The organism is Vibrio sp. Isolate25 (assembly GCF_022398025.1).
In the GTDB taxonomy this organism is placed as follows: Bacteria; Pseudomonadota; Gammaproteobacteria; order Enterobacterales; family Vibrionaceae; genus Vibrio; species Vibrio coralliilyticus_A.
The window spans coordinates 1-13,796 of the sequence record NZ_JAKEUT010000009.1; the positions used below are offsets into that span (position 1 = coordinate 1).

Sequence of the window (13,796 nt, forward strand, 5' to 3'; positions counted from 1 at the left end):
AAACGCTTAAAGAGCCTTCCCTTCGAGGAGATTTATCTATCCTCTTTATAGACAAACGCCCTAAGCCAAATCGGCCTAGGGCGGTAAAAATATCAAAGACCCGATACCCTGTTAATCGCTACGCAGCTCCTCTTAAGTGAACTACGTTGCGCTCATTGGAGCGGCATTTTCTGTTTAGGCTAACCCTTGGATGATGACGAACTTTTCTAACAACTCTTCTTCAGTCTCGACATGATTTGGGTCAGTGATGATGCACTTGGTGATCGGGCACACCGACTGACAGGTCGGCTTCTCATAGTGGCCTTTACACTCAGTGCAAAGATCGGGGTCGATCTCAAAGATAGTATCACCCATGGTAATCGCGCCGTTTGGGCACTCTGGGTCACACATATCACAGTTAATGCACTTATCCGTGATCAACAACGCCATGGTTACTTACCTGTTGGGTTACGGGTATCCTGACCATTATTAAGATTGCGCATTAACAGACCGTATTCTAAGTCCATGTCCTGAGGTACAGGAATGAAAACAAAGTGGCCGTTTCCTTTTGCGTCATCAACGGGTTGTGATTTACGGTTTTCCATCGCTTCTAGAGTAAAGACAACGTTGCCTTTTGGTGTCATAAGCTCAAGACTGTCACCTACCACGAATTTGTTCTTCACTTCAACTTCAGCCAGGTCACCGCGGCGCTTACCCGTGAACTCACCGACAAATTGCTGAGCATCAGATACGGAATACCCGTAGTCGTAATTTTGGTAAGTGTCGTGCGTATGACGGCGTAGGAAGCCCTCTGTATAGCCACGGTGAGCCAGGCTCTCAAGTGTGGTCATCAGGCTTTCATCGAATGGCTTGCCCGCGACTGCATCGTCGATCGCTTTACGATAAACCTGAGCGGTACGTGCACAGTAGTAGAATGACTTAGTACGACCTTCAATCTTGAGTGAGTGGACACCCATTTTAGTCAGACGCTCAACATGCTGAATGGCGCGCAGATCTTTCGAGTTCATGATGTAAGTGCCGTGCTCATCTTCGAAAGCTGCCATCTTTTCTTCTGGGCGGTGGCTTTCAGAAAGCAATACCACTTCATCAGTTGGCTTACCTAGACCAAGTGTTGCATCAGGGCGCTCATCTTGCACTTCAACGGCTTGCGCTTCGTTAGGATCGAAGGCTTCAACGATATCGCCAGAATCGTTCTCTTTGCCTTTTTCGACGTTGTATTCCCAACGACATGCATTGGTGCATGTACCTTGGTTAGGGTCACGCTTGTTGATGTATCCAGATAGGAGACAACGACCAGAGTAAGCCATACATAGAGCACCGTGAACGAACACTTCAAGTTCGGTTTCAGGACAGTGCTCGCGAATTTCTTCGATCTCTTCCAGAGAAAGCTCACGAGAAACAATCACACGTTCAACGCCATTGGCTGCCCAGAATTTAACTGTTGCCCAGTTGACGGCGTTGGCTTGAACTGACAGGTGAATTGGCATCTCTGGGAATGCTTCACGAACCATCATAATCAGACCTGGATCCGACATGATGAGCGCATCAGGGCCCATTTCAACCACAGGCTTTAGGTCACGGATGAAGGTTTTTAGCTTGGAGTTGTGAGGTTGGATGTTACATACCACATAAAGCTTCTTGCCTTGGGCGTGCGCTTCGTCGATACCAATTTTTAGGTTCTCGTGGTTGAACTCGTTGTTACGTACGCGAAGACTGTAACGAGGCTGGCCTGCGTATACCGCGTCTGCACCATAGGCAAAGGCGTAACGCATATTTTTCAGGCTACCCGCTGGTGACAGTAGCTCAGGTACGAATGCTTTCTCAGTAGTCATGTGTAATTCTCTTAGTCTGATCTCAAGTCAGGTCCATTCCACCTTATGGAATTGGGGCGCAAATTTTACGCCAAAACGTGACCTGTGACTAGAAAAAAGTCCATAACTTAGTTGAGGAGATTACAGATAGGCGCTCGAACACGTCGAGCACCTAGAGAGGAGGTTAAGCGTTAGGGTGAGGTAATCCGCCTAAACACTCGTATAAGTTCGGCAGGAAGGCGCTTAACTCGCCGCACATGAGTGAGAAGTCAGCGTCAAATCGTGCAGCCTGATCTTCACGAGGAATATCATCATTCTGATCTTTCAGTTCATCAGAGAATTTAAGGCGCTTGATACTGCCATCTTCTGCCAGAATGAACTCAATACGCTCTTGCCACCAAAGAGCCAGTTTAGTCACTACCTTATCGGCATCGATGTGGCTGCGAATTTCGTCTGCCGTCAGTTCTTGTTTCTTACAGCGGATCACGCCGCCTTCTTCGAGAACCGACTTAAGCTCAGCTTCGTCCAACATCTGTAGCCCAACCGGAGTGTCGCCTGTTTTGACCCATTCAGTTAATGTGGTTTCAACGGCTTTTTCTGGAATGGCTGGCACGACAGGTAGGCTGCCCATGGTTTTACGTAGAAGGGCGAGCACATCTTCCGCTTTTTTATAGCTGCTGGCATCGACCAGAATAAAGCCTTCTTTAGGCAGAATAACAACAAAGGTATGGTTGCTGCGGCTGAATGCGCGCGGTAGCAAATCCATGACAATGTCATCTTTGAGGTTGTCTTTCTCTTTTTTCTTCAGAGGTCGGCCTTCTTGTGCTTCCATCGCCTCAACTTTTGCATTGAGTGATTCTTTGATCACAGACGCTGGCAGCATTTTCTCTTCTTTCTTCGCGCAGATCAGAATGCGGTTTTCAGACACGTGAGTCATCATGTCGCCATGTTTACCCATTGCTGTCACCCAGCCAAACTTTTGTTTGTCCTGACTGCCACAAGGCGTAAAACGAAACTCTTCAAGCTGCTTTTCCAGCTCGTCTGCTTTGAATTCAATATCTCGGTTAAAACGGTAAACCAGACAGTTTTTAAACCACATACACTTTCTCTATACCTGAAGTTAAGGGGCCAATCATAAAGACTTTTGCCGTGCTTGTCCTATTGCAACAGCGCAATAGTGGGATGAAAGTTATATGAAAATTTGTTTTCAAAGGTCACAAAAGTGTCATAATTGATGGTAATAATGCCTATCGTTGCAAAGGGTAAATGCCCGATTAAATTCAACTAACTCAAAGGTTATTCAATTATGTCTAGAAGGATTCTGGTTGTTGAAGACGAAGCACCAATTCGTGAAATGCTTTGCTTTGTTCTTGAGCAAAAAGGTTACCAAGCGGTCGAAGCTGAAGACTACGATAGTGCGGTGACTAAGCTAGCTGAACCCTTCCCAGATCTAGTCCTACTAGATTGGATGCTACCTGGTGGCAGCGGCATCAACTTCATCAAACACATGAAACGTGAAGAGCTGACACGCAACATTCCAGTTGTGATGTTAACAGCACGTGGTGAAGAAGAAGACAAGGTTCGTGGTCTGGAAGTCGGCGCAGATGACTACATTACTAAGCCATTCTCGCCAAAAGAGTTGGTGGCGCGTCTTAAAGCGGTAATTCGCCGTGTGACGCCAACGGCACTTGAAGATGTGATTGATGTGCAGGGCTTGAAGCTGGATCCTGTTTCGCACCGCGTAACCGCGAACGATCAGCCACTGGATATGGGTCCAACTGAGTTCAAGATGCTGCACTTCTTTATGACGCACCAAGAGCGCGTTTACAGCCGAGAGCAACTGCTGAACAACGTATGGGGAACCAACGTGTATGTTGAAGACCGTACTGTAGATGTACACATTCGTCGTCTGCGCAAAGCATTAGAAGCGGCAGGCCATGACAAGCTGATTCAGACGGTACGTGGTGCAGGTTACCGTTTCTCAACCAAGGCATAATTTAAATTAACCATCTGGAGAGGTAAGTGGTAGAGCGGTTAACTTGGAAAAAGCTAGCCTGGGAGCTGGCTTTTTTTTACACCCCTTGGGTGATTGTCGGATGGATTTTCGGTCATATGCCGTGGTTGCTTCTAGCGGCCACGGTTTTGCAGCTTGTATGGCATCTGCATAATCAGATGCGCCTGTCGGCGTGGTTGTGGGATGAAAAGCGCCTGACACCACCATCGGGAAGCGGTAACTGGGAGTCGTTATTTAACGGTATCTACCGCTTGCAGCAGCGCCAGCGCAAAAAGCGCAAAGAGCTGACCAATCTGATTCGCCGGTTCCGCAATGGTGCTGAATCCTTACCGGATGCGGTTGTTGTGTTCCGTAGTGAAGGCAACATTGTTTGGTGCAACAAGCTCGCCCAACACTTACTCGGCTTCCGTTGGCCGGACGATTCAGGTCAGCCAATTTCCAACCTTATCCGCACGCCAGATTTCATCAAGTATCTTAATAAACAAGATTTCTCCGAGCCGCTTGAGATGCGTTCGCCACTTAATGTCGAGCGTATGCTTGAGCTGCGTATTGTACCGTATACCGAAGGTGAGCATCTGATGGTGGTGCGTGATGTGTCTCAGCTTAAGCAGTTGGAAGGCATGCGTCGTAATTTCTTTGCCAATGTTTCGCACGAGCTGCGCACACCAATGACGGTGTTGCAAGGCTATCTTGAAATGACCGAAGACCCGGATATGGTTGTCGGCCCTATGTGGACTAAAGCCCATGGCGTAATGACTGAGCAGCTCAATCGTATGAACAGCTTGGTTAATCAACTGCTCACATTATCTAAGATTGAAGCGGCGCCAATGCATGAACTGGAAGACGTAGTGAATGTCCCAGCAATGCTAGATGTGTTGGAGAAAGAAGCGGCGAGTTTGAGTGGCGATCAGCAGCATAAGCTGAACTTTGATATTGATAACAGCCTGCGTGTACTTGGTGATGAAGACCAACTACGCAGTGCCATTTCAAACTTGGTCTATAACGCAGTGAAATACACACCAGCAGGAGCCGATGTCCGAGTTCGTTGGTATCAGACTGCGCAAGGCGCATGTTTAGAGGTGGAAGATGGTGGGGAAGGCATTGAACCTCAACATTTACACCGACTCACTGAGCGTTTCTATCGAGTGGATAAAGCGCGTTCAAGAGATACTGGTGGCAGTGGACTTGGTTTAGCGATCGTCAAACATGCGTTGACGCATCACGACTCGCATCTAGAAATACAATCCGAAGTGGGTGTCGGCAGTAAATTCTCATTCGTGCTACCACCTCGTTTGGTGGTGAATTAATGAAGTTAGCGCTCACTACTCTTATTATTTCTGCCAGCTTCTCCTTTGGTGTCCAAGCGGCTTCAACGAGCCTATCTGAATATCAAAAAGTGCCCGGTATTACTGGCAGTTTAACCAGTGTTGGTTCTGACACATTAGCCGGCATGACAACCTTGTGGGTAGAAGAGTTTAAGCAGCTTTACCCGAGCGTGAATGGTCAGGTACAAGCCTCTGGCTCTTCAACGGCTCCTCCAGCGTTAACCGAAGGTACCGCGCAATTTGGCCCAATGAGTCGACCGATGCGAAATCGGGAAATTGAAGCCTTTGAGCGTGAACATGGCTACAAACCCACTGAGCTACGTATTGCGATTGACGCGATCGGTATCTTTGTCCACCGTGATAACCCACTTAAAGGGCTCAACTTCACCCAACTTGATGCTATTTTTTCTGCCACTCTGCGTTGCGGTAGCACCCAGCCTGTACTGACTTGGGCGGATTTAGGGCTCGATTATCACTGGGCTAAACGCAGTATACAGCTATTTGGTCGTAACTCGGTCTCGGGGACTTACGGATACTTTAAGAATAATGCGCTGTGTGGTGGGGACTTTAAAAGTAATGTCAATGAACAGCCGGGTTCGGCGTCCGTCGTTCAGTCTGTAGCGTCGGCAATTAACACCATTGGGTACTCAGGTGTTGGCTACCAGGTCTCTGGTGTGAAACTGCTGCCTATTGCTAAACAAGGCGAAAAGTATGTGGAAGCCAGTCAAGAAAACATTCTTACAGGTAAGTACCCACTATCACGCTACCTTTACGTTTATGTGAATAAGAATCCGCATAAGCCCCTTCCTCCAATCGAGAGAGAATTTATTCGCTTTATCTATTCTCAGCAAGGACAAAAGCTAGTTGAGAAAGATGGTTATGTACCTATGTCCGCCGACATTGCGCGTCAAGAGTTAGCCAAGGTTGGTATCGTCGACTGAGTCGATGTTGATAAACTGAGAATGCCCCAATAGTTATCTCATTGCTAGCGGGAGTCATAGCTAAAAGCTAAGCTCCCAGCCTGCCGCCAACCAGTACTCTTGCTCAGTGATCAAATCAGCATGAAGTAATTTATTGTTCTCTAACCACTGTGCGTCATCTGAGTTCAATGTCCATTTCTCGCCATCAATGGTCAGCGCTAATTCTGGTAAGGCATCTTCGCTACGTTGTCCATTGAGTAAAATAGCTAGCCGCAGAATTCGAATCAGACCTATGATGTGTTTTTTCTTAAATAAGGCGAACTCTGCCATTTCGTGCAGCTTTAGTGCTTTACGTTGAAAGCGAACCAACATGGCGAGTACGGTTTGTTGCTCGCGGTTAAAACCAGGCATGTAGGTGTGGCGCAGAATGTAAGCAGAGTGGCGATGAAAGGCCTGCAAACTGATACTGAGTCCGACTTCATGAAGTAGCGCACTCCAGTCAAGTAGATCAAACAGCTCAGAGCTTTTTTTGATACCAAGTTGTTGGTGAACTTGTTGTAGGAAAGATTGCGCTTGATGTTTAATCTTAGCCGCATGCTCAAGATCAACCAGATGCTTATTCGCCAAGTTTTCTGTGGTTCTCATCCGAATGTCAGAGCGTTTAAAGCCGTCTTCCATCTCAAACAACAGGCCCTCACGTAATGCACCTTCTGAAAAATGCATTTCATCTATTTTAAGATCTTTGAATATGGCAGCCAGAATAGCTACCCCAGCAGCGAAAACCGGTTTTCTCTCTGGAGTTAAGCCACTCAATTCGATTTCATCAATCACGGACCATTCGCAGAGTTTCTCGATCAGCTTGTCGAGACGCTTTGCAGTGATGATGCCATCTTCAAACCCCATACTCAGCAATACTTCGCGAATAGCTTTGATGGTCCCCGAAGAGCCGAATGCGACTTCCCAACCTTGCTTTCGATAGCGGTGTGCGATGGACTCGATTCGCTGTTCGGCGGCGAGTGTGGCACTAGCAAAGTTTTTGCGTGAAAGTTTACCGTTGGCAAAGTAGAGCTTGGTGAAGCTGACGCAGCCCATTTGTTTGCTGTTGATCAGTTCTGCTTCGAAACCTTTGCCTATGATCATCTCAGTACTACCACCACCAATATCGACCACTAATTTTGAGTCTGACTCTGGTTGAGTGTGTGCCACTCCGAGGTAAATTAGGCGTGCTTCTTCGACGCCGGGGATGATTTCAATCGGAAATGGCAACACTTCTCGCGCGCGTTGAAGGAAAATATGTGCATTGTTTGCCTGACGTAGCGTATGCGTTGCCGCAATACGAACGTTGCTTTCTTCAAAACCTTGTAGGCGCTCAGCAAACATGGCTAAGCATTCTAACCCTCGTTCGATTGAGGCGTTATCTAGGTTCTTTTGAGCATCTAAACCAGCAGCAAGACGTACTCGCTGCTTATGGCGGCTGACCAGTTGCAAATCTTGATCTACTACGCGTGCGACCACCATGTGGAAGCTGTTAGAGCCAAGATCAATCGCGGCAACATCACGAATTTCCGGAGACTGAGTCATGAGTTAGGGACAGTTCTTTACGTTTCTTAGTTTGTTTTTCTACATGTTTAAGATAGTCATAAATGGCAACCTGTGAGCGAACTTTCTTGCGGTTACCTCGCGGAACATAAGTATTGCTCATTTCTTTGTCTATCCAACGGGCTTTTACTGTATCGGTAAACTGGATGTTAATGATATCAATAATTCGCTGTTTAAGACGTTGGTCACGGACTGGAGCAGTGACTTCAATACGATAATCGATGTTACGTGTCATCCAGTCGGCTGAAGAAATGTACACTTGAGGATCACCATCATTATGAGTAATGATGACGCGTGGGTGCTCAAGGAAGCGATCAACAATACTGATGATCTGGATATTGTCGCTCACTCCCTCTACACCTGGGACCAATGAACACATACCACGAATGATCATTTTGATCTCAACTCCGGCAGTACTGGCACCGTAAAGCTTGTTAACAAGTCCTTTATCGACCAAATTGTTTACTTTTAGCGTGATGGCGGCTTTTTTGCCCAACTTCGCATTAGCAATTTCACCATCTATCAGGCGATAGAGTTGTTTGCGCGAGTTACGCGGTGAAACCATTAGATGCTCAAATCTCGCTGGTCGGTATGGGTTTTCGATGTACCCAAAGACGTTACGCACTTCATTAGTGATTTCGGGATCTGCAGTGAGTAGAGAGAAGTCGGTGTAAATACGAGCTGTTTTCTCGTGGAAGTTTCCAGTCCCGATATGGGCGTAACGAACGATTTCCTCTTCTTCTCGGCGGCTAATTAGCAGCAACTTAGAGTGGATCTTTAGCCCCGGAGTGCCAAAGATGACTTGTACCCCCGCTTCAGTGAGCACCTTTGACCATTCGATGTTGGCTTCTTCATCAAATCGTGCTTGTAATTCGACCACTACCGTAACTTGTTTGCCGTTATGAACGGCATCGATCAATGAATTCATTAACCGTGAGTCTTTCGCCACTCGGTAGATATTGATTTTGATACTCAGCACTTTAGGGTCAAAAGATGCCTGACGAACCAGCTCCGTGATGTGCTCAAAAGTATGGTAAGGGTAATAAAGTAGGATGTCTTGGTTCTTGATCGCATCAAATTTGTTGGCGTAGCCATCAAAGTCAGCGCACTTTATAGGGGGGAGAGGTTTGTTCTCCAAGTATTCTCGGCCGACATTTGGAAAACCGATGAAGTCTTTGAAGTTATGGTAGCGCCCACCGGGAATCAGACTGTCATAGTTGGAAATTTGCAGCTTGTCACATAGGAATGCCAGCATCTCTTCTGGCATGTTACGCTCATAAACAAAACGGACAGGCATGGCGGTCAGGCGCTGACTCACCCCCTCGGACATTTGTTCTAGTAGGCTATGCTCCACCTCATGACTGAGATCATATTCCGCGTCGCGAGTCATTTTCATCGCGTAACCGTTCAGTTCGTCGTAATCGAAGAAACCACTGAATAACTCATCAAGACAATAACGAATGATATTGTCGAGTAGAATAATGGTCTTACGTCGCTTGCCTTTTTGTTCTGGTACCATCACGAAGCGAGGTAAGTGGTCAGTCGGTATCTCGATCAGTGCATATTGATTTTGATCCTGCTTTCGCAGCTCAACTGCGATATAGGCGTATTCATCTTTGAGAAACTGCAGAACATCAATGTCGTCTCTCATTAATAAAGGTGTGACGTGTGGTAAAACTTGGTTGTGGAAGTATTTTTTGATCCACTTTTCCTGAGATTCATTGAGTTGGGTTTCATTCACCAGAAAAATTCTCCGGCGCGCCATATCACGGATCAGCTCTGCGTATAGCTCATCAAACCGTTCATTGAGCCTGAGTGCTTTGGTTTGCATTTTGGTCAGTAAGTGCTTGGAGTTATCATTTCCTCCCCGCTCTTGGTTGATGAGAATACGACGTTTTACATCGGAAAATCGTACTTTGTAGAACTCGTCTAAGTTGTTGGAAAAAATGCCTAAAAATCGAATTCTTTCAATAAGTGGCACTGTTTTATCTGCGGCCTCTTGGAGCACTCGCTCATTGAAAGACAACCAACTTAATTCTTTTTCAATGTAAAGCTTTTCTGCACTCATACCCTGACCTTTATTGACGAACCTAACTAAATTGCACTGGGAAAAATGGAACTGGTTTAGAAATTAAGGGGTTTGTATGACACTTTTATTGCATGTTCTTATTGCATTATTTTCAGTTGTTTATTGCGATCTGTAATATAATTGTCACCTAATCGACATATTATACATCTGGGTAAATGCAGGTAAGTGAGAGAAATGGCTAAAGCCGAATTTTCATTGCGAGAACGTGATCGAAAGCGACTAATCAAAGATCGTTTAGTTCGGCTAGCGGTATCGACAGGTGGTGTCGGTGTTTTGGCTGCACTGGTATTGATCTTCGTTTATCTAGCAATGATGGTCCTGCCTCTTTTTTCTGATGCTAAGTTAACCCCCAATGTTGCCATCCAACCTATTACGACGGCCGCTCCAGTGGCCGCTGGAATCGATGACTATGGTGAGCACGCTTATGTGGTCTCAAAAGCTGGTTATGTCGATTTTTGGTCGTTGACTCACCAGTCTCCACAATCCAGTTTGTCGGTAGAGCTCGGCTCACAATACACGATTTATACTAATGGCAGTCCAGCTCAAGGCTGGTTGGGTGCTGCGACACCCGCAGGTGAGGTTCTGTTGTATCGACCTGAGATGTCGAGCTCTTTACAAGGTGATAAACGTACTTTCTCCCCAGAAGTGAATCAGTGGCCATTGGAGTTTGACCTTCAGACGGACTCGGGTTCACAGCTAACATCGTTTGCATTTTCTAAAGCTGAACAGGTGACCTTGGTCGGCCATTACGATGATGATACTGTCCAAATCCGCTGGCGTGATGGTAAACAAGCTCTACAGCAGTTTGAGTTTGCAACCCCTTTTCCCGACTTAGAACAGATTATTCTCACGCCTGATGGCAAGACTCTTTATTTAAGAACTGGATCTGAACTGGTGGTTGCTCAAAAAGGCTTAGCGAACTTTGTTGTCCGTGAAGTCGTTGATTTGAGCCAAGGAGAGAGCAAGCATGCGGTCACGGACATAAAGCTGTTGTCTGGAGCCTACTCTTTATTGGTCAGTCACCACGATGGGCTAGTCTCACAGTGGTTTGATGTGTTGAGTGATGGGCAAAGAAACCTCACTCAAATTCGTGACTTTAAACTGGCTTCACAGCTGCAATTCTTACTGCCTGATACTTACCGTAAAGGCTTTTACAGCTTTTATCTTAATGGCACGGTACAGAGTCATTATACGACCAGTGAAAAGCTGGTAATTTTTAAACGTGCCTACGACAAAGCACCGCAACTGGCGGCAATGTCTAACAATGAAAAATACTTGTTGGCACTCTCTGACTCGCAGCTCAGTGTTGCTTATGTGGATAATCCATTCCCAGAAATATCCTTGTCGTCGCTTTGGCAGAAAGTTTGGTATGAGAGTTACCCAGAACCTGAATTTGTTTGGCAAACCACATCGGCAAATGATCAGTTCGAAGCCAAATTTAGTCTTGTACCGATTGCGTTTGGTACGCTAAAAGCGGCGGCGTTTGCCATGATGTTTGCCGTGCCGATTGCGGTTCTTGGCGCTATTTACACCGCCTATTTCATGACGCCATCAATGCGACGAGTGGTGAAACCTTCAATCGAACTGATGGAAGCATTACCAACTGTGATTATCGGATTTCTCGCTGGGTTATGGTTCGCCCCACTTGTGGAAAGCCATTTGGCAGCAGTGGTTTCTTTGATGTTATTTTTACCCATTTCGACCATCGTCATCGGTGCCATATGGCACAAATTACCTCGCCGGTGGAGTGGTCGTTTACCGAACGGCCTGCATGCGGTGATTTTGATGCCTGCAATGGTGGTATTTACAGCGGTGATTCTGAGCCAGAGTGGCAATATTGAACAATGGTTGTTCAATGGCGATGTTCGAGCATATTTGGCTGAGCAGGGAATTGGCTTTGATCAACGCAACGCTCTAGTGGTGGGGTTTGCGATGGGATTTGCGGTTATCCCAACCATTTTCACCATTGCGGAAGATGCGATTTTTTCGGTACCTAAGCACCTGTCTGATGGATCTTTGGCCTTAGGCGCGACACCCTGGCAAACCCTGATTCATGTTGTGCTACTCACCGCAAGCCCAGGTATCTTTTCTGCCATCATGATGGGGTTGGGGCGTGCCGTAGGCGAGACTATGATTGTGCTGATGGCTACAGGTAATACGCCAATCATGGATTGGAATATTCTAGAGGGTATGCGCACCCTGTCTGCCACTATCGCAGTTGAAATGCCTGAGTCGGAAGTGGGCAGCTCTCATTATCGAATTCTATTTTTGGCGGCGCTGATTTTGCTGGTGTTTACTTTCGCGGTTAACTCGCTCGCGGAATGGGTTCGTCAAAGGTTAAGGGATAAATATCGTGCGCTGTAATCGAAGTTATCCGAGGGACATTGAGCGTGTTTAAGTGGCTAAAGTCCGGTTCACCATGGGTCTGGCTAACAGGCGGAGCAGTCAGCATTAGTTTGCTGTCGGTGCTTGGTTTGCTACTGCTTATCGGTTGGAAAGGTTTGTCCTATTTTTGGCCTGCCCCCCTTTACCAGTGGAAAACCGAACAGGGTGATGTCTTGATTGGTCAGCTTTACGCCGAAGAATATGTGCCGATCAGCCACTTACGCGAAATGGACATTGCGCTCACTCCTGAAGTCGAGGAGAAAGGCTTAGTTCAGCGACTGAGTATTAAGATTGCCAATCGTGATATTTACCCTGCTGACTTTGTTTCTATTCTGGAAGTCGACTTGCTTGAACGTTCAAAACCTGAAGGTTGGGCAGTGATTGAACGGACCCGAGGTGGGGATTTTTACGGTCAACCGAAAGGATATTTTACTGCTGATGGTAAGGTAAGCGAGCAGGCTAAAACCGATGTTGAAAGCGCGCTGGTATTTGCCGATAAGCAACGTACTAAAATTGACCGTTTGGTAGAGAAGCAGATCAAAGTGATCAGTGCTCAGGCTGACAGGCTGCGTTTAGAAAAGAAAAGACGTGAACTGAATGGTCGCTTAGATGCCGAATTCATCAAACGTTACGACGCTCAATCGAGTATGTTTAGCCAGCAACTTGCGGAAATGGAATCACAGCTGGATGCACTGAGGTTAGAATTGGCTCAGCAAGGCCTGATTGTCGAAGATATGAAAGGCAATCAATACCGAATCCCTCTCAGCCAAATTTTGGATGTTTGGTATCCAAACCAAATGACGTTGCTAGAAAAAGTCGCTCAGTGGGCACATCAAGCATGGAAGTTCTTATCCGACGATCCGCGAGAGTCAAATTCTGAAGGCGGTGTATTCCCTGCCATGTTTGGTACGGTTTTACTGGTGCTGATCATGTCGATTATCGTTATGCCTCTGGGCGTGATTGCGGCGATTTATCTCCATGAGTATGCCAAAAGTAATGCCTTTACACGTTTGATTCGAGTCGCGGTTATTAACCTCGCAGGTGTCCCTTCGATCGTTTACGGTGTGTTTGGCTTAGGCTTTTTTGTCTATACCTTAGGCGGGTCAATTGATGCCTTGTTTTATGAGGAGAAGTTGCCAACGCCGACATTTGGTACGCCGGGTTTACTTTGGTCAGCGCTGACATTGGCGGTGCTGACACTGCCCGTTGTAATTGTGGCTACCGAAGAAGGTTTGACCCGCATCCCAAGTTCCGTCCGTCATGGTTCTTTGGCGCTCGGAGCAACTCAGTTTGAAACAATGTGGCGAATTGTATTGCCAATGGCAAGCCCAGCGATCATTACCGGACTGATTCTGGCCGTTGCCCGTGCTGCAGGCGAGGTAGCGCCTTTGATGCTGGTGGGGTCAGTCAAATTGGCATCTAGCTTGCCGGTTGATAGCCAATTCCCATTTTTGCATCTGGATAGAAAATTCATGCATTTAGGTTTCCACATCTATGATGTTGGTTTCCAAACCACTAATATTGAAAGTGCAAGGCCGTTGGTTTACGCCACGTCGTTCTTGCTGGTGAGTGTCATCGTCGGGCTGAACCTGACGGCGATCAGTATTCGCAATAACCTACGCGAGAAATATCGAACTCTGGGGCAAGATTAAG

General features: G+C 46.7%; 10 protein-coding genes. 5 read left to right on the forward strand and 5 right to left on the reverse strand.

The genetic code is table 11. The annotated features are described in order from the left end of the window. Positions 1 to 174: 174 nt before the first annotated feature. The 3 genes from L1D15_RS15885 to rdgC all read right to left on the reverse strand — a co-directional run bounded on the left by L1D15_RS15885 (position 175) and on the right by rdgC (position 2,910). Entirely contained in the window at positions 175 to 429 is a 255-nt protein-coding gene (locus tag L1D15_RS15885) for a YfhL family 4Fe-4S dicluster ferredoxin (RefSeq protein ID WP_006959752.1), read from the reverse strand. A gap of 2 nt (positions 430 to 431) precedes the next feature. Next, positions 432 to 1,832, reverse strand: coding sequence for a tRNA 5-hydroxyuridine modification protein YegQ (yegQ, locus tag L1D15_RS15890; RefSeq protein ID WP_239876401.1), 1,401 nt, complete (start codon positions 1,830 to 1,832; stop codon positions 432 to 434). Positions 1,833 to 1,995: 163 nt separating this feature from the next. Further along, positions 1,996 to 2,910: a recombination-associated protein RdgC gene (rdgC, locus tag L1D15_RS15895; protein WP_239876402.1), complete on the reverse strand. Its 915-nt coding sequence runs from the start codon at positions 2,908 to 2,910 to the stop codon at positions 1,996 to 1,998. A 207-nt stretch (positions 2,911 to 3,117) separates the two neighbouring features. Here rdgC and phoB point away from each other — a divergent pair, with 207 nt between their 5' ends. Genes phoB through L1D15_RS15910 form a run of 3 tightly spaced genes read left to right on the forward strand, consistent with a single transcriptional unit; the run spans position 3,118 to position 6,091 of the window. Then, positions 3,118 to 3,807, forward strand: coding sequence for a phosphate regulon transcriptional regulator PhoB (phoB, locus tag L1D15_RS15900; protein WP_006959748.1), 690 nt, complete (start codon positions 3,118 to 3,120; stop codon positions 3,805 to 3,807). Positions 3,808 to 3,833: 26 nt separating this feature from the next. After that, on the forward strand, positions 3,834 to 5,132 hold the full coding sequence (gene phoR, locus L1D15_RS15905; protein WP_006959747.1) for a phosphate regulon sensor histidine kinase PhoR: 1,299 nt from the start codon (positions 3,834 to 3,836) through the stop codon (positions 5,130 to 5,132). Further along, on the forward strand, positions 5,132 to 6,091 hold the full coding sequence (locus L1D15_RS15910) for a phosphate ABC transporter substrate-binding protein PstS family protein (RefSeq protein WP_239876403.1): 960 nt from the start codon (positions 5,132 to 5,134) through the stop codon (positions 6,089 to 6,091). Before phoR ends, L1D15_RS15910 begins: the two co-directional genes overlap by 1 nt. A 60-nt stretch (positions 6,092 to 6,151) precedes the next feature. Here the strand turns inward: L1D15_RS15910 and ppx are convergent, their stop codons facing one another. Then, positions 6,152 to 7,651: an exopolyphosphatase gene (ppx, locus tag L1D15_RS15915; RefSeq protein ID WP_239876404.1), complete on the reverse strand. Its 1,500-nt coding sequence runs from the start codon at positions 7,649 to 7,651 to the stop codon at positions 6,152 to 6,154. Beyond that, positions 7,626 to 9,737 (reverse strand): polyphosphate kinase 1, encoded by a 2,112-nt coding sequence (gene ppk1 / locus L1D15_RS15920; RefSeq protein WP_239837443.1) that lies wholly within the window; start codon positions 9,735 to 9,737, stop codon positions 7,626 to 7,628. Before ppk1 ends, ppx begins: the two co-directional genes overlap by 26 nt. 195 nt (positions 9,738 to 9,932) lie before the next feature. Between ppk1 and L1D15_RS15925 the strand changes: the two genes are divergently transcribed. Beyond that, positions 9,933 to 12,122, forward strand: coding sequence for an ABC transporter permease subunit (locus L1D15_RS15925; protein WP_239876405.1), 2,190 nt, complete (start codon positions 9,933 to 9,935; stop codon positions 12,120 to 12,122). Between the two features lie 26 nt (positions 12,123 to 12,148). Continuing rightward, positions 12,149 to 13,795 carry a phosphate ABC transporter permease PstA gene (pstA, locus tag L1D15_RS15930; protein WP_239876406.1) on the forward strand — a complete coding sequence of 549 codons (1,647 nt, stop codon included), beginning with the start codon at positions 12,149 to 12,151 and terminating at the stop codon, positions 13,793 to 13,795. Position 13,796: the final 1 nt, after the last annotated feature.

What these genes read in the sequence shown, in the direction of transcription:
- L1D15_RS15925 (WP_239876405.1), top strand. Translation starts at nt 9,933, where the DNA reads ATGGCTAAAGCCGAATTTTCATTGCGAGAACGTGATCGAAAGCGACTA.
- L1D15_RS15910 (WP_239876403.1), top strand. Translation starts at nt 5,132, where the DNA reads ATGAAGTTAGCGCTCACTACTCTTATTATTTCTGCCAGCTTCTCCTTT.
- ppx (WP_239876404.1), bottom strand. Translation starts at nt 7,651, where the DNA reads ATGACTCAGTCTCCGGAAATTCGTGATGTTGCCGCGATTGATCTTGGC.
- L1D15_RS15885 (WP_006959752.1), bottom strand. Translation starts at nt 429, where the DNA reads ATGGCGTTGTTGATCACGGATAAGTGCATTAACTGTGATATGTGTGAC.
- ppk1 (WP_239837443.1), bottom strand. Translation starts at nt 9,737, where the DNA reads ATGAGTGCAGAAAAGCTTTACATTGAAAAAGAATTAAGTTGGTTGTCT.
- rdgC (WP_239876402.1), bottom strand. Translation starts at nt 2,910, where the DNA reads ATGTGGTTTAAAAACTGTCTGGTTTACCGTTTTAACCGAGATATTGAA.
- yegQ (WP_239876401.1), bottom strand. Translation starts at nt 1,832, where the DNA reads ATGACTACTGAGAAAGCATTCGTACCTGAGCTACTGTCACCAGCGGGT.
- phoB (WP_006959748.1), top strand. Translation starts at nt 3,118, where the DNA reads ATGTCTAGAAGGATTCTGGTTGTTGAAGACGAAGCACCAATTCGTGAA.